The sequence below is a fragment of the Rhizobium sp. AB2/73 genome (assembly GCF_020871915.1).
GTDB classification, from domain to species: domain Bacteria; phylum Pseudomonadota; class Alphaproteobacteria; order Rhizobiales; family Rhizobiaceae; genus Rhizobium; species Rhizobium dioscoreae.
This window is the reverse complement of record NZ_CP067071.1, coordinates 265,441-281,582: the sequence shown is the minus strand read 5'-3', so window position 1 is coordinate 281,582 and position 16,142 is coordinate 265,441. Positions and strand designations below refer to the sequence as shown.

The 16,142-nt window shown below is 58.8% G+C and carries 18 protein-coding genes; all 18 read right to left on the bottom strand.

What is annotated here, in order from left to right; translation table 11 throughout:
* Positions 1-51 precede the first annotated feature (51 nt).
* Positions 52-1,851 (bottom strand): succinoglycan biosynthesis transport protein, encoded by a 1,800-nt coding sequence (locus I8E17_RS01475; protein WP_229002064.1) that lies wholly within the window; start codon positions 1,849-1,851, stop codon positions 52-54.
* 219 nt (positions 1,852-2,070) lie between these two features.
* Positions 2,071-2,910, bottom strand: coding sequence for a WecB/TagA/CpsF family glycosyltransferase (locus I8E17_RS01470; RefSeq protein ID WP_069611394.1), 840 nt, complete (start codon positions 2,908-2,910; stop codon positions 2,071-2,073).
* Between the two features lie 252 nt (positions 2,911-3,162).
* Complete coding sequence (locus tag I8E17_RS01465) at positions 3,163-3,690, bottom strand: hypothetical protein (RefSeq protein WP_069611342.1); 528 nt, start codon at positions 3,688-3,690, stop codon at positions 3,163-3,165.
* A complete protein-coding gene (locus tag I8E17_RS01460) occupies positions 3,687-4,055 on the bottom strand; it encodes a hypothetical protein (protein ID WP_069611341.1) in 369 nt (122 codons plus the stop codon). The genes I8E17_RS01465 and I8E17_RS01460 overlap by 4 nt, the downstream gene beginning before the upstream one ends.
* 14 nt (positions 4,056-4,069) lie before the next feature.
* Positions 4,070-4,666 (bottom strand): rod-binding protein, encoded by a 597-nt coding sequence (locus tag I8E17_RS01455; RefSeq protein ID WP_069611340.1) that lies wholly within the window; start codon positions 4,664-4,666, stop codon positions 4,070-4,072.
* Positions 4,667-4,800: 134 nt separating this feature from the next.
* Positions 4,801-5,217 carry a hypothetical protein gene (locus tag I8E17_RS01450; RefSeq protein WP_069611339.1) on the bottom strand — a complete coding sequence of 139 codons (417 nt, stop codon included), beginning with the start codon at positions 5,215-5,217 and terminating at the stop codon, positions 4,801-4,803.
* A gap of 71 nt (positions 5,218-5,288) precedes the next feature.
* Positions 5,289-6,041, bottom strand: coding sequence for a flagellar biosynthetic protein FliR (gene fliR, locus I8E17_RS01445; RefSeq protein WP_069611338.1), 753 nt, complete (start codon positions 6,039-6,041; stop codon positions 5,289-5,291).
* The gene (gene flhA / locus I8E17_RS01440) at positions 6,038-8,125 is read right to left on the bottom strand and encodes a flagellar biosynthesis protein FlhA (RefSeq protein WP_069611337.1); all 2,088 of its coding nucleotides are present in this window, start codon (positions 8,123-8,125) and stop codon (positions 6,038-6,040) included. The genes fliR and flhA overlap by 4 nt, the downstream gene beginning before the upstream one ends.
* 148 nt (positions 8,126-8,273) lie before the next feature.
* Complete coding sequence (gene fliQ / locus I8E17_RS01435) at positions 8,274-8,540, bottom strand: flagellar biosynthesis protein FliQ (protein ID WP_069611336.1); 267 nt, start codon at positions 8,538-8,540, stop codon at positions 8,274-8,276.
* A gap of 29 nt (positions 8,541-8,569) precedes the next feature.
* Positions 8,570-9,073 (bottom strand): flagellar hook assembly protein FlgD, encoded by a 504-nt coding sequence (flgD, locus tag I8E17_RS01430; protein ID WP_069611335.1) that lies wholly within the window; start codon positions 9,071-9,073, stop codon positions 8,570-8,572.
* Positions 9,061-9,513 (bottom strand): flagellar biosynthesis repressor FlbT, encoded by a 453-nt coding sequence (gene flbT, locus I8E17_RS01425; protein WP_069611334.1) that lies wholly within the window; start codon positions 9,511-9,513, stop codon positions 9,061-9,063. The genes flgD and flbT overlap by 13 nt, the downstream gene beginning before the upstream one ends.
* Positions 9,510-9,857, bottom strand: coding sequence for a flagellar biosynthesis regulator FlaF (gene flaF, locus I8E17_RS01420; protein ID WP_069611333.1), 348 nt, complete (start codon positions 9,855-9,857; stop codon positions 9,510-9,512). The genes flbT and flaF overlap by 4 nt, the downstream gene beginning before the upstream one ends.
* Before the next feature lie 37 nt (positions 9,858-9,894).
* The gene (locus I8E17_RS01415) at positions 9,895-10,944 is read right to left on the bottom strand and encodes a flagellar hook-associated family protein (protein WP_069611332.1); all 1,050 of its coding nucleotides are present in this window, start codon (positions 10,942-10,944) and stop codon (positions 9,895-9,897) included.
* Positions 10,945-10,947: 3 nt separating this feature from the next.
* Positions 10,948-12,438 carry a flagellar hook-associated protein FlgK gene (flgK, locus tag I8E17_RS01410; protein ID WP_069611331.1) on the bottom strand — a complete coding sequence of 497 codons (1,491 nt, stop codon included), beginning with the start codon at positions 12,436-12,438 and terminating at the stop codon, positions 10,948-10,950.
* A gap of 24 nt (positions 12,439-12,462) precedes the next feature.
* Positions 12,463-12,726, bottom strand: a complete 264-nt coding sequence (locus I8E17_RS01405) for a hypothetical protein (protein ID WP_141720028.1) — start codon at positions 12,724-12,726, stop codon at positions 12,463-12,465.
* Between the two features lie 288 nt (positions 12,727-13,014).
* The gene (locus I8E17_RS01400) at positions 13,015-13,686 is read right to left on the bottom strand and encodes a winged helix-turn-helix domain-containing protein (protein WP_069611329.1); all 672 of its coding nucleotides are present in this window, start codon (positions 13,684-13,686) and stop codon (positions 13,015-13,017) included.
* 279 nt (positions 13,687-13,965) lie between these two features.
* Complete coding sequence (locus I8E17_RS01395) at positions 13,966-14,559, bottom strand: lytic transglycosylase domain-containing protein (RefSeq protein ID WP_069611328.1); 594 nt, start codon at positions 14,557-14,559, stop codon at positions 13,966-13,968.
* On the bottom strand, positions 14,501-16,141 hold the full coding sequence (locus tag I8E17_RS01390; protein WP_069611327.1) for a flagellar hook-length control protein FliK: 1,641 nt from the start codon (positions 16,139-16,141) through the stop codon (positions 14,501-14,503). Before I8E17_RS01390 ends, I8E17_RS01395 begins: the two co-directional genes overlap by 59 nt.
* Between the last annotated feature and the right edge of the window lies 1 nt (position 16,142).

The following is a 16,142-nucleotide window of genomic DNA, read 5'->3' as shown; positions in this document are numbered from 1 at the left end:
ACGCCCTATGGTGTCTGAAAGCGGTAATTGCAAGGGAAAACGATGGGGCGCTCAGCCGCGATCCTGATGCCGGCGCACTGCGTAGGTTTCGACCTTGGCACGGAGGGATGCAAGCTCCTGCTGGATGCGGACCCACTCGTCCGCCATATCGAGCTGATCTGCACCATCGGAAACAAGAGCAGCCGATGGTTCCGGCGTGATCGCCGGCAATGATGGGAGCTCCATATCATCGTCATGATGCAAAGCGCGAGCCATCGGCATGATGCTCTCTTCGTCCGCTTGGTCTTCTGCCAATTCCGCGCCAGCCAGCCACTTGCGCAGGAATATGGCGCAAAGTGCCAGGCCAAGCCCCGCGAGGAAGCCGGCAGCCTGATTGCTCGCCAGATGATCATCCAGCGGCGCGGCGGAAGCGACCGCCTGGGACAATACCGTCAGCGGTGGCTTGGCTTCCGACACCGTCATGGCGGCATTCTGCTGGTCCGCCTCATAGCGGCTCTGCGCTGTCGCGACGGCATCCTGGAGCTGTGCGAGACGGCCGAGATCGACATCGCTCCCCGCCGGGCTGGCGGCAGTCATTTGCGAAGAGAGAGAGGCCTGTTTCTCAAGAGCCGCTTTCACGGCCGCGTCGCTGCTGACGGCCAGACGCTGCAGCTGGCTGCGCATATTGGCCGCAAGATCATCGACGGTGGCCTGCTGTGCAAGCAGGCGAGGATGGCGCGGGCCGAGCTGCACCGAGAGCTGGGTCAGCTGTGATTTGGCGGCGTTGTAGCGGCTGCGCAGATCATCAAGTCCCGGCGACGAAAGATCGCCTGACAATGCGCCGGTCAGCACCGATGCCAGCGTGGCCGATTTGACGGCCGCGAGACGGGCCTTGGCGGTGCGTACCGCCAGATCGGCTGCCTTTATCTGTACATCCAGCTGCTGACGCTGCTGCCGGAGCGCTTCCGCCGCAGCAATCCTGTCTTCGCCATAGCGCGCCTTGAATTCGGCAAGGGCAGTGGAGGCGCGATCGAGCTCCTTTCGGCTGCGATCAGCCGCCGTTTCTACCTCAAGCGACGTACCGGCCGCCTTTGCAACGGCGGGATCATAAAGGGAAGCGATAACAAGCCGGTTGGCAATATCGGCCGATCTGGCAGGATCGCCCGACGTAACGCTCAGGCGCAGCAGACCCGTCTGATTATCGATATCGACGGTAATATCTTTGCGCAGCGTTGCCTGCGCGCGTGACGGCGCGTCGGATGCGTTGCCACTGCCGGAAAGCAGCTCGACGGCAACCCCGAGAGCGCCTGCGCGACTGCCGGTAAATTCCGGATCGCGGTCAAGCTTCATCCTGGCGACAATGTCGGACAATACGGATGGAGCGACGAGACGCGCCGCCGCGACATCCAGCAGGGCCTGACGCCCGCGACCTTCGCCCTCCGCATGCAAAACAGCCTGCGACACATAGAGCGGCGGCGGAGCAAGCAGAGTGGGAATAGCCGCTCCCATCAGCGCGGCCGCGGCAATGAAACAGAGAGCGCCAAAGCTGAGGGACCAGCGTCCGGCCCGGGATACTTGTTCAACGACAACCGGAGCGGGGACGACCTGCTGCGGAAGCTCCCCTATGCCTTCAAGCAGATCGGGCACGAATTCCAGCAAATCGGGCGTAGGCTCCGATGCCAGCTCTGATATTTCGCGGCGTTCCGGGCGGTAGGCGTGCGAGACATCTTCCGTCTGCTCGGCCGCCGTTCCGATCTCCGGCGATCTTCGTCTACCGGACACCGGATAGGGATCGCCATTCAACCGTCTGCGCAGGATGGCGCGCAGTTCCGCATCGCGCGGGTCGTCGGAGTTGGCAGCGCGTAAGTTCACCGCGCTACCCAAGCCATCATCTTCATCGTAAGGGGAGACATGCCGGACGGGTCGCCGCGAAACCGTTTGGGTTTGCGCATCGTCGGGGTGGAATCCGGTCCTGGCTTTGCTTTCAAACATGGCGGGTTATCTCGCGCACATGGTCCGAGACCAATGCAAATGGTTAACCCACTCTAAAATTTCATGCCAAATAAAGAGTTAACGCCAAGCCCGCAAATACTAGCTTGCTAATTTATTCGGCGGCGCAATACGCCGCTGCGGCAACGGATGCGGCTCCGCGCGAAGGACGCGCTCCTTGCGGCCGAACTGATGCCTGACAACCTGATAGAAGAATAGCGGTATGCCCAGCATGTAACGCCGCCAGAGCCTGTTCGGCTCCAACACCAAACGGAACAACCATTCGCTGCGCATCGCGCGCACGAGCCTTGGCGCCCGCGGCACCGTCTCGGAAATGAAATCGAACAACGCGCCGACGGTCAGAACAAGACGGGCGTGCTGCGGGCCGACATGCTCGGCGACCCATTTTTCCTGCAGCGGCGTACCCATGCCGACGATCAGCACATCGATCTTCTGGCGGCTGATTTCCGCCGTCACGACACTGCTCCGAGCCGGATCGAAGAACCCGTCCGATACGACGACGAACTGGTGCCACGGGGCATGCCGGCGAAATTTCTCCGCTGCCTGCTCGACGACGGAGCGCTTGCCGCCCAAGAGGCCGATCCGTTTCGGCTTCTCCATGAATGTCAGCAGCGCGGGGACGAAATCGGTACCGTTCAGATTGGCGGGGAAGGGTTCGCCATGAGCAACGCGCGAGGCGATATCGAGGCCGATACCGTCGGGAAGCACCAGATTGCGCTCGAGAACACTGCGGTAGGTTTCATCGCGCAACATGACGAGCATGTTATGCGCATTGACGAAGGAGATCGAGGTCTGTCCGACTGGCAGGGAAGCGAGTTCGTTGACGAAGGTCAGCGCATCATCCCAGTCGAGATCGCATACGGGCAGATCGAAGATCATGCGGCGCGACGCGACGACGGCAAAATCGGCTACCTGGTTCAATCCAACACCCTCCTGCCCGGCATCGCTAACGCGCATGATGCCGGTACGCATAAAGCCCATGCCCCTCACCGTTCATCGGTGCGGCGACTGGGAGGCATGGCTTGGAGGAGTTTATAGCAAGACAAATCCAACTTTCCGTTAGGAAGGAAGGTTGGATTTGCCGGATGTCATCAGGGATCTGTTAAGCATACTTGCGGAATATAAGATATTGCTTACATCCTGCGTGAATCGGCATCTTCCGGCCGGGAGATATTACTCGACCGGCACCTTGTCCTTGGCCGCATCCTGCACGATCTTGACAGGCTTGACCGTTCTCTTGCCCACGCTTTCCCCACCGTGGGTTTCTTCCTTGGAGAGATAGTCAAGTTGTTCGATCAGCACGTCGGCGACGTAATCACCGCCGAGCCGCTCGTTCATCCGCTTCTTCAGATCGGCACGGAAGGCGGCAACGTCGAAATTCTGCGTATGCGAAATATCGATCGTCTTGTTGCCGATCAGCAGCGAAAAAAGTTCGTCCGTCGTCAGCTCCGGCAGGGGAATCTGCAGAGCATTCGCCTTGCCCTTTTCCATCATGAAGGAAATGCGCGTCAGGAAATAGCCGGTCACCTGGCCGTTGGAGATAACGGGGACATTGATCGACTCGCCCTTGACGAGCTCCCGCTGCGCCTTCTTGGCGTCATCAGGACTGATCGCGGGCGCCGTCGCCACCTGCACCGAAAAATAGACCGAGGCCAATGTTACGGCGCAGACCCACAGGCCGGTGATAACGAGCTTGATCATCCGGCCTCACGGACGCGGAATTGCTCCTGCGAATAGGTGCCATCCGCATCGGCATTCTGCACGGCATTCTTCAAAATCTCGGCGACGGCGCGCACGGCCTCGAGATGAGCCTCGACGCGGCGGGCGTTCAGAACCAGCTTCTTCTTCAGATCATGCAGCTGCTCGATATGGGCGGCGGCGAGATCGGCCGGATCGGTATCGCGAAACAGCATCGACAATTCGTAAAGGCAGCGGCTCTTGTGTGCGTTCGATACCTTGAGATCGAATTCCGGGTCGGCGCCGATCCGGTTGTTCTCATTGTCGATGATCATCTCCAGGCGGCCAAGGACAGACTTGATCCGATAGTCCTGCGACATCATTTCCATGTTTGTTACCTCGCTCATGCTTTCTGGGACGTCAACGAATTCTGGTTGGTGATGCTGTTGTTGCCGTCGTTATCGGCATCGGCGGCGGCCAGCGTCTTGCGCTGAAAATCGGTAATCGCACTGAGTGCCATCTTCTTGTCATTCTCATCGGTCGCGGAGTGGATGGCGCCAGCATTGCGCATTTTGTCGACCTGCTCCTTGTACATTTTCTCGGCGATGCCCACGCCGCCATTCTTGGAGATCGTATCGCCCAGCTGCTCGGCCATCATGCCCTTCCAGATTTCGCCGGCGGAACCCTTGCCGTAGAGCGTCTCGCTGCTCGGCAGCATGTTCTTCACGAAGTTCTGCAGCACCATGGACTCGAACTTGCGATAGGCCTGCGGGACCTTGGTCCCGGCCACATGGGTATTGGCGTTGGCGAGGCCCGCCTGGGTGGCGGCGCTGTTCATCGCATCCACCGTCGCGCCGAAACCATTGCCGTTTTCGGCCAGGCTGGTGGCGGCGAAAGCGGCCCGATTGGCAGCAAGCTTGGCCTGCGCGGCCTCGACATCGGCGGGATTTGCCGCCTTGACGACATCGAGGACCAAATCACTCGGAGGCGAAATAGCCACGTCACGTCTCCTTCTGCTCTCGCATATCCTCAAAATGCGCGGCTCAGCGCCCATTTCAGGACATGTCGAATCAAACTGTCAGAGCAGGTCGGCAACCCAACGATGCGAATCCCGCTCCATGATCGCGATGATTATTATTTTTGAACCTTGCTGGAGGCTGGCGTTGCGCCGGCGAAACGCTGATCGATGATATCGTAGACGGCATTGTCGTCCGATTCTCGCAATTCGAGCTCGCGCGCATCCTTCATGTGCTCTTCCAGCCTATCGGCCTTGGTGCGCTCCTGCTGGACCTTCATCTGAATGAGCGTCTGGATGCTTTCCAGCTGCTGATCCCGGATCATCAGGCGGCCGTAACGCTCGGCGTAATGGATCGAGAATGCCATGTGCACGGGATCGACCGAACCGATGGCAACCATGACCCGCTCCATCGCTTCCGTCACTTCGGCGCGCTGCCGGGTCGTATCGGCAAGCTCGTTTTCCGCCATCCGTTCCAGATGGCGCTGCACCGCGACCAGGCGCTTCAGTTTTTCGGAGCGGTTTTTCTCCGCCATCGTCTACCTACCCGCCGGCTGCTTTCGCCGGCTCTGCCCGGTTCGGGCTTCGTCATCTGTCCGCCTACGGGCTAATGTCCGTTAAAGACGGTGAGGAACGCACTTGAAAACTGACTGACCAGAGCCGCGATGCTGAGATAGAGCATGAACAGCCCTCCCATCAGCAGATACGGCGTGGAAATGAAATAGATCGGTATCTGCGGTGCCAGCTTGTTGATGAAACCGATCGAAATCTGGAACATCAGGCCGTAGAGCACGAAGGGGCTTGCCAGCCGCAGCATGATGAAGAAGGTCGTCTCCAGCGTATCCGTAATCGAGATCAGCGCGGCGCGCGGCTCAATGTGGCCGCCGAAGGGAATGACCGAATAGGAATCGACCAGCGCCTGCAAAACATAATGGTGAAAATCCATAATGAAGAGAATCATCAGTCCGCAAAAGCTGACGAGGCTGGTGAGCGATGTTTCGTTCGATTCCTCGATGATGTCGGCGCCGCCGGGCGCGTTGAATCCGATCATCATCGATATGACCGTGCCGGTGAATTGCAGGCCCAGCGTATAGATCCTCGCCATCATCCCATACATCAATCCGATGACGGTTTCGGTAAAGATGAGGCCGATATAGTTCGCATCGCCCTTCGATACCTGCGGATAGATCGTGTTCCAGAGCAGCGGCAGGATCGCCATCGTCAGAGCCGCCGAAAGCAGCAGCCTGATCTGCGGGGGAACGCGACCGGAGGAAAATCCCGGGAGGACCATCATGCAGCCGCCGATGCGGCAGAAGGCGACGAACAGCGCCAGAATGGTCCCCTGCGGGTCTGAAATCATGAAATCGAACCTAGAATCTTGATCTCGATCCCCTTGGCCAATTCCACATGCGACAGGACCGGAAGCGTCGCGAACAGGCGTTCGATGATCATGCGCACATAGGAGCGCGTTTCCGGCGACGTGACAAGAACGAAGGGCATGCCCCGGTCCATGTATTCACGGATAACTTTGCCGGCCTGCTCGCTGAACTCTTCCAGGCTGCGCGGGTCGATGTCGAATTCGACGATTTCGCCCTTCTGGTCGCGCTTCAGCGCCTGGTGGAAAATCAGATCCCATTTGCTGCCGAGTCTGAGGACGCGCAGCACGCCGTTATCGGCCAGATCGCCGCAGAGTTGCTGCGCCATGCGTACGCGCACGTGCTCGACGATCTGCTCGGTCTTGCGCACATGCGGCGCGAGTTCGGCGACCGCTTCGAGGATGAGATGCAGGTTGCGGATGGAAACACGCTCGGCGAGCAACAGCTTCAGCACGGCCTGCAGGCCGGAATAGGACATATGCGACGAGCAGATTTCGTCGGCGAGCTTCTTGTATTCCGGATCGAGACGCTCGATCAGGATCTTGACGTCCTTGTAGGACAGCAATGCCGGCAGGTTGTTGCGGATGACTTCGCTCATATGGGTGAGCACGACCGAGACGTTGTCGATCGGCTGGAAACCCTCGCGCTTCAGATCCTCGGTAAAGGCTTCGAGAACGGAGACGGCGGGCATGCCGAAAGCGGGCTCGCGAATCTCGTCGCCCGGAACGGTCGGCTTGCGGCCGGAACCGGTGACGACAAGCACTTCGCCGACGCGCAGCATGTTGGAGGCGATCGTCGTGCCGTGGATGCGGATCTGATACGACTTATCGGCAATCGCCATGTCGTCGATCACCTTGATCTCCGGCACGACGAAGCCGTATTGCGTCGCGAACTTCTTACGCATCTTGCCGACGCGGAAGGCCAGCTCCTGGTGAGCGCCGAGCAGGCGGGTGGAGACGATCTTGCCGAGCGCCAGTTCGATTTCGGCAGTCTTCAGAACCGACTTGACAGAATCCTTTTCCATTTCCTTCGTCTGCATCACCTTCTGCTCTTCAGCATCGCGGCGAAGCTTGTTCTCGGCTTCGATCTGGCGCGGAATGAACCAGGCGCCGGCGGCCATCAGGCCGCCAAGGAAAACGAAGGGAAGGAAAGGCATGCCAGGCATGATGGCCAGGATGCCCATGAGAACCGCCGAGACGGCGAGCGCGCGCGGATAGCCGCTCAGCTGGTTGACGACGGCCTGGTCGGTAGAGCCGGAGGTGCCGCCGCGCGAAACGAGAAGGCCGGCAGCAAGAGAGACGATGAGCGCCGGCATCTGCGAAACCAGACCGTCGCCGACGGAGAGCTTCACGAAAACGTCGGCAGCCTGGCCGATCGGCATGCCATGACGGAAATAGCCGATAATGATGCCGCCGAAGACGTTGATGCAGGTAATCAGAAGGCCGGCAACCGCGTCGCCGCGCACGAACTTGGAGGCACCGTCCATCGCGCCGAAGAAGGAGCTTTCCTCTTCCAGTTCGCGGCGGCGGCGCTGCGCTTCCTTCTCGTCGATGAGGCCGGCGGAAAGATCGGCATCGATCGCCATCTGCTTGCCGGGGATGGCATCGAGAGTGAAGCGGGCGCCGACTTCGGCGATACGCGTCGCACCCTTGGTGATGACGATGAAGTTGATGGTGATGAGGATCAGGAAGACGATCAGACCGATGACGAAATCGCCGGACATGACCAGGCTGGAAAAGCCGGCGATGACGCCGCCGGCGGCATCATGCCCTTCATAGCCGTGCGAAAGGATGACGCGGGTCGTGGCGATGTTCAGCGCCAGACGCGTCATCGTCGCGATCAGCAGGATCGTCGGGAAAGACGAGAATTCCAGCGGCTTCTTGATCCAGAGCGCCACCATGAGGATCAGCACGGAGAACGCGATCGAGAAAGCCAGTCCAAGGTCGATCAGAAACGGCGGGATCGGCAGGAACAGCACGCACAGGATGACCATGATACCGAGGGCAAACCCGATATCGCGTATGCTGGGATTGGCTTTGGGAAGTGCTATTGCGGGTGGTTGTGCCATCGACCGGTTCCGTCTCTTCATGAGAGGTGGCAAACGGCCGAGCCGTCTGCCCTATGGGAACCGACCTCTAAAGGTCGAAGCTTGCGCGAGCATGGCCGTTGCCATCGATGCGCGCGATCCGGAGGCCGAAATGGCCTTCAGACTTACCTTAGAAACCCGATTGGATGCGGGAGAAGACGAGATTGGTGAAGATCGAAATCTGCGCGCCGACGAACGGTGCCGAGACGCCGATCGTGACCATGACGGCGACGATCTTCGGCACGAAGGTCAAGGTCGCCTCCTGCACCTGGGTGAGCGCCTGAATCAGCGCGATCACCAGACCGACGACCATGGCGGCGACGACAGCCGGACCGGAAGCCACAAGCACCGTCCAGATAGCAGCCTGGAAAATATCCAAGGCATCAGCTTCATTCATAACCTGTCCACTCCCGGTTCAGCGGCACATCATGTGCCGCTGGTCTGATCCGTATTCGACGAATCACTGCTGCTACTATCACTCGACGTGGCCGAGGTATCAATGGTCGTGCCTGCCGGAGCGATCGTCACGCCGGCCTGGATCAGAATCTTGTCGCCGGCATTTGTTTCGGCGATGATACCGTCCGTATAGACGCTTACCTGTTTGATCGTGCCGGTGGTCTTGCCGTCGGCGCTCATGATCTGCTTGCCGATATAATCGGAAGCCTGCGAGATCCACTGGTTCTGCAGCACGGTTTCCAGATGCGAGTTCGTCTGGATCTGCTGCTCGACCTGCGAAAAACTGGCGAGCTGGGAAATCTGCTGGCTGGCATCCATCGGACTGGTCGGATCCTGATTCTTCATCTGCGCGATGAGGAGTTGCAGGAAATCGTTATAGTTCAAGGTCGCCTTTGCGGATGCGGCGGCAGCATTGTTGGCGGTGTTGGAGGTGTTGGTGCTGGTGCTGCTGCCGACGCCGTCTACCGCTGCCATGGGGCGATCTCCCGGCGGATGTGCTCGATCGTGGCCGCCGGCATTTCCTGGCTGTTCAGAATATGGTCCTCGATCGGATACAGGCTGCGAATCGCCTTCAGCGCATCGAAAGCGCGGCCGGTGGCGACGAGGCCGTCGATGCGTTTCAGCTCGGCCAGCACTTCCTCATTGTGGAAGCACGACAGCAGCATGACGATCGACTTGCGGAACATCGCCGTCGACTGTTCCTTGCCTTCCGGATTGATGAGAATCATCTGCGCGATGAAATAGAGCTGACGCAAGGGCGTCGTCGCGTCCTCCGGCTGGAGCACGTGGTTCTCGAGCAGGAATGTCACGTCATTCAGGAATTCCAGAGCAACCTTGCGATCGACGCGCAGGACGGCCCCGTTGATAAAGATCTTTTCCCCGGCTTTAAGCGATATGCGAAGCGTACTTTTCATTTAAGTCCATCCCTGATGATGGTGGTGACATCGATGATGCCTTGATAGTTTTCCGACTGGCGCCGCCTGATCCGTTCGCATTCCTTCAATATCCAGATGGCGATCGAAATCAGATTGGCGCGCAGCTCGACGTTGAGCTGGTTCTCCGGGCTTTTGAGATCCTCGACAAAGCTTATCCATAGGCGTCGCGTATAGAAGAGAGCCTCGATCGCTTCGCGGCCGTATTTCCCCGCATCACGGGCCGCAGAGAGAAGAGCTACCGACCGGTCCAGAACTTGTCGTTCTCGTTCCTTGGCGTCGGCCACTGCATCCTGCATGACTTCCGCATATGAGAACTGATACATTCATGCATCCTTCCTGGTCATTACTTCCCTTTGATCATCAAAGGTAATTTACAAGGCTTAACTGCTGGATCTTTGAAACAATCGTGTAAGCCGTTTCGAGTTGTGTCTGGAGACTGTTGACCTTGGTCGACGCCTCGTAGGGATCGACTCCGGTCAAGTCGCCGATACTGGTATTGAGAATAGTCTTCTGGGAGTTCAGCGTCGTATTCGCGTCCGACAGGCGCGACTGCGAGAGGCCGAGCTGGCTTGCCTGACTATTCAACCCGTCGATCGACTGGCGCGTATAACTGATGGCCTGCTGCGTGACGGCATTCACCGCGCTTTGATTGAGGCCGGGCGGCGTACCCATTAGTGCATTGGTCACGCTGGTCGCCAGTGCCAGATACCTCATGCCGGACGAATTCGAGTTCGTCGAGGTTTCGATGACTTCCGAATTATTGATGCGGCTCGTCATATTCTGATCGGAAGCGCTCGACCAGCTCGACCAGCCGCTGTCGGACGTGAACATCGGCGCGACGGTATTGGTGATGAAATCCGTTATCTGGCTCGCTGATATGGTCTGTGCGGTTACCGGCGGAGATAGATTTGCCATGTAAGTCGCAAGCTGCGCCTGAATATCCGCGTTCGTTGCAGAGGAATTATCCGTCATCGGCTGGACGTCGGTATTGGTTCCGGCAAAAAGATACTCGCCATTCACCATCGTATTGGCCGATGCAATGACGCTCGACAGGGTCGACGTCGCAGTCTGCTGCGCCAGGGCGACGCTGCTGCCGTCGGTGTTGCCGCTCAGCGCCACAAGCTGGTCCATCAGGTTCTGCGCCTGTGTGCCCATGCCGGTCAAGGCGGTTTGCGACGTCGTCATACGCTGGTTCGCAATGGAATTGCTGCTGAGGATGGAGTCGATGCGCGAAACTTCCCGTGTCAGATTCACGTTGAGCGATGTGCTGCTGCCGAGCGCGACCCCGATATCGGCATAGACGCCGGTGGTGGCCTCCGTCGAAGCGCTCGTCATCTCGTTCTGCGCCTGACGGATCGTCTGGCGCATCGCGTTCTGAATGGCCGTGCTCGAAATGAAAGAAAGTTTCATGGCTTATCTCACAATATCCAGTACCGATTGGAGCATTTCGTTGACGGTGTTCAATATCTTCGTTCCAGCCTTATAGGACTGCTCGATATCCATCATCAGCGTCAGTTCTTCATCGAGATTGACGCCCGTCGCATTCGAATAGGCGCTCGAGGAGCGCGAGAGAGCAGCAGAGGTATTTTCCCCAGCCGTCGTTGCCGTGCTGCGCTGGCCCTCGAGCCAACCGATGGAGCTCGCCGAATAATCCATGAGCGTGGCATTGGTGTCGGAGCCAGCGGCAGGATCGAACGCCATCTTCGTATTCATGGCAGTGATAAAGCCATCAAGCTGGGTGGAATATCCACTGTCGCCGCTGGTATTCTTGGTATAACCGGTTTCACCAGTAGTACTATCGTTATTAATACCACCATCACGCAGCAACGTCGGGTCACCACCTTGAGACGTGATTAATTTCGAATTAACGGCTATCGAGCCCGCCAAGCCCGTGACTGCCGTACCGCTGGCCGGAACGGTGCCACCGCTCCAGGTGAACAGGCCAGGCAGAGTCGGTTTTGAAGAATCGCTGTTCGTTTCCGCAAAGACGGTAACCAGCCCTCGAGCCATTTCATCAAGCTGCTTCTGATAGGTCGGCGCGACATCATCGCGAATCTGAAGTGCCGCCTGAAGCGTGCCTTGTGCCGTCGTATTCGCGCCCTGGCCTGGAGTCAGCGCAACGCCATCGATGTAAACGCTGTTGCCTGCCGTGTCTGCCGTGTAGGTACCTGTCGGCTGGAACGTCACCGAGCGCGGAATGGTCTCGAACAATGTTGTTCCGCTCGTGGTGTAAAGCGCCATATCGTTGTTGCCGCGCGTCACGGTTGTCACGCCGACGATCTTCGAAATCTGGTTCAGGATCGAGTCGCGCTGGTCCATTGCATCGGCAAGGGCGCTCGATGTCGGGCCAGCCGTGGTCGTTGCCGATTTCACCGCGTCGTTGGCGGTCTGGAACTGCTTGAGCAGGCTGTTCAGCGTATCGACGTCGGAGCTGATCTGCTTGTCGGCGTCGGTACGGGCGCTCTGCACTGCCGCCGTGGCATTGTTGAGCGATGTCGCCAGGCTCTGGGCCGCATTGATCGCAGATTGCGCCGCCGTCGCGTTGGATGGCGATCCCGCATAATTCTGCATCGCATCCTGAAATGCCGACAAATAGGTCGCCGGCGCGATCTCGTTGTCGTTGCCACCAAGCGTGGCCGACTGAAGGTTGCTGTAGGCATTCAGCAGCAGCTGCTGTGCCGAATCCGACGAGGCCGAGCTGAGATAGGCCTTCTGTAAAGCCGGTTCGCTGCTGCGGGCGATCTGCACTACCTGAGCACCAGCCATATTGGTCGTCACCACCGCCTGACGACGCGAATAATTCGTGTTGTTGGCATTGGCGATATTGTTCGACACGACGCTGCTCTGCGTGCCGGTATTGTTGAATATTGCCTGCGCGTTATTGAGAGCTGTTGTGAGCGACATGACTGACTCGATACCCTATTCGTTTTAGCGCGGCAGATTGGCCGAAGGCGCGCAGGAAGTGTCGGAATAGCCTGTCAGAGCAAGGCCGGCGAAATAGACCAGATTTTCATTGGCAGATGGACGATCACCGGAACGAACCGGCGCCACCCTCCCGCAAACATTGCGCAAGACGAGAGCACCGTCGCCTGCAGAGATAGCACGGCGGACCGGCGTTACACCGACACAGCCGCCAAAAACGGCGCCGAGGCGAACCGCCTGCGCATCCGCTTCCGCAAGTGCAGTCTTCATGCTGCCGAAATTCCTCATCTGGAATCCTCGTTATCCTTCATACGACTGAGAGTAGGTGGCGGGCCTTGCGTGAAGCTGTCTGAGAGGACGAAAAACCGATCATCGCGAAAAGCTTCGTCAACAGCGCCATCGGGCGATCATGCTACGGACTGCCGTGCACCGAAATGGTAAGGAACAGCGTACCTTCCGGCGCCGTGCCGATCAGGCAACCGAAAAGGAACAGGCCCGAGAATCAGCTGATTCTCGGGCCTGTTCATGGGTTTAGTACGGGGATGCGCGACCGGAGCATCAGCTCCAGTCGATGCAGTAGCCGAGGAAGCGCTTCGAATCGACCGGGTCGAAGCCGAGCTTCTTGCGCAGCTTCTTGCGCAGCTTCGAAATATGGCTTTCGACGACGTTCTCTTCGACTTCCTCATCGAAGATGCCGTAGATGGCGTTGAAGATCTGGGTCTTCGTCACACGGCGACCGCGATTGGCGATCAAATATTCGAGGATGCGGCGCTCGCGGCGCGGCAAGGCGAATACGGAACCGTTGATTTCCGGATCGCGCCCATCTGCAAAGACGCGAATGGGGCCGATATCGGTATAGTTGCTGATCGCCTTCAACCGGCGGCGGATCGCCGCGGCCCTGGCAAGAATTTCGCGAGGATGCACCGGCTTGCGCACGACATCGTCGACGCCACAATCGAAAAGTGCAAGCGTGGCTTCCAGCGAGGGCTGGTCGCTAACCGCGATAACAGGTGCTGCCGTCCGGTCGCGAATCGCCCTTGGAAGCTCATGCACCTGCTGACCCTGTCCGATCAGAAAGGCTTCCACCGCAGCAATATCGCCCTCTGCTGCCGTCGTCACCCATTCGCCGAATTCACGCGGATCAAATCCCGTCGAAGGGATGCCCTCGCGTCCAAACAGTGATGTATATCCGTCCTTAACGAGCTCTCGCTCATCAACCACTACGATCATTCGTCCGCCTCCGAATCAGTGTGGTGTTTCGATGATCTATGGGTACGAATCGGGCGAATCACGAACAACTGTCGGAAATGAGTGGCAGAAATTAATAATTGATTAACTTTATAGGGGCGATTTGCACTAGATATAGTAGGTGGCCGGCGTTTTACACCGATAAAAAAGTTGTTAGCGGACGTATTATTAACATGCGCATTTTAGGCAAATCGACGGCAGTCAACCGCTTCGATTGGGTTAGCGCCGGCTAACCGGAGAGGGTATGCAACCTATAATTGCTTATTCCCGGCAGAACGTCGCCGCATTGGGCGTCCATTTTCCGTAGCCTGTGGCGACCAGGTTAGCGATCACACGGCAGACATAGACCTTCTGGGCCGGGTCATTGTTCGGGCCGGCATGGTATCTAGCTACCGCCATTGTCCAGGTCTCATGCCTGTCATGCAGATTGCGGAGAAACTTTGCGGCGTACTCGACATTGCTGCGCGGGTCGAACATGGCGTTGACGGATGTAAAGTTTTCGCCGTGGAAATACTGATTGATCTGCATGCAGCCGACATCGATAAGCTTTGCCCCGTTCTGCCGTGCGGCGGCGAATATCTGCAGGGCGGCGTCCTCGGATGGCGGAAAGATCGGACGTCCCTCCACATTGAGAGCGTAGGGATAGAGCGATCCTTTGCGACCCGTTTCCGTTAGACCCACCGAATAAAGAATCCCTTCCGGTATTCCGTATTTCGCGGCGGCAGACTGGATTTCGCGTTCGCAAAGACCGACGGCACCATTGTCAGGCGGCGCCGGATTGCCCGAGGCATGTGCCTCAGAGGTAAACCGCCCCAGAGCGAGAACGCTGCACGCCACCAGCAGCGCCGTCCTCAACACCGCGCTCACCCGAACTGCGATTGCCATCGTTTCCATTTGCCTGCTGCCCTGAATAGTTCTGGCCTCTGGGGCGTGCGTCGCCCCCCTGTCCCTGGTTGAAAAGGGACTGCTGCTGTGGCTGGTTCGATCCGGAATTGCGCCCGCTATCCGACTGCTGGTCGGCATTGGACGCCATGGAGACGGTGATATTGTCGACCTGATAGCCTTGTGCGCGCAATGCATCGACCATGCGGCTTTGATCGGCGTGAAGCTGCCTGTAGGCTTCGCTCGTCTGAACCTTCAGGTCGACGCTCAGCTGGTCTCCGGAGAGCCGCATCGTTGCCGTCACGTCGCCGAGATTGTCGGGGCGCAGCTGGATCTTCAGCGTATTGACGACCTTGCCGGTGCTGGTCAGGTTCGCGGCATTGGAGAGCGCCGAGCCTGGCTGCATCGCCGCCGACCATTCGTGGTCGCCCGCCAGGGTTCCAGCAACGAGTGCCGAGTTGGAATTGGCGGCAAGCCCGAGATAGCGGCGCGAATCCAGCACGGTGACCGCCACCGCATCGCCGCCCGCAGCAGCACCGACTTTGACATCGGCAACGTCATCGCCGCTCTTGCTGATCGACAGGTCGAGCGCGCTGCCACGGCCATCCGCCCGCGTCAGACGGAATGTTTGCGCGGCATCCGCTCCCTTGCCGTCGTCTGGCAGCGTCAAGGCCGTGTCCGAGGCGTCCGCGAGGGCAGCTTTGCCTGATGGCAATATCTGGACCTTGGCATCGTCTATTGTCTTGCCCGCCAGCATCGTGCTGGCCTGGATTGTGCTGGCCCGGGTCGTGCTGACCTGCGTCGCCACGATAGGCTGCGCGACGTTCAGCAGCGACCATGCATCAGAAATCGTATTGGCCGGCTGGCTGCCTTGCGTCGATGCAGACTTACCGTCATCCGTGGACTGGACATCCTTTCCATCCTTCACGGCGGGCATCTTACCGTCGCCCTTGACCGGCGCCGTCTGACCGTTAGTCGTCGCGGCATCGGCCAGTTGCTGCGCGATCTCGGTCAGCTGATCGAGCGCCGTCGGGGGCACCTGCACCTTGCCGGCGTCAATTGTCGGTGTGGCGGGATCGGCGGCTGCGGACGGCTGATCGCCATCAATAGGGATAGCCTCGCCGTCGGCAGCCGCGGAGGCTGCCTTCTGCAACTCGATCAGCGATTTCGAGAGCGAGGCGACACCGGCGGGCTGCGAAGCTTTCGTGCCCTTGGCAAGGCCGGCGGGATTGGCGAGATTGGCTCCGGACGTATCGATCATTCCAACTCCGGCATTGGCGCTGTCATCGACGGTAAGGGTTATCGCGGCGAGATTGCTCGCTGCCGTCTTCACCGCGCCAGTGTCGTCATCCGCATTGTCGCCGGTTGTCGTGTTCGCATCCGTCGCCACATCGGTTCCGGTATTCGAACCGGCGGATTTGCGTCCATTGCCGAGCGAACTGGTCAGAGCATCGATAAAACCCTTGCCGTCATCCTGCTTTGTTGAGCGAGTGCCTTTGGCAACAGCAAGAATATCCGCCCCCGATGAGGCGCCAGACACACCGATGTCGTTCATA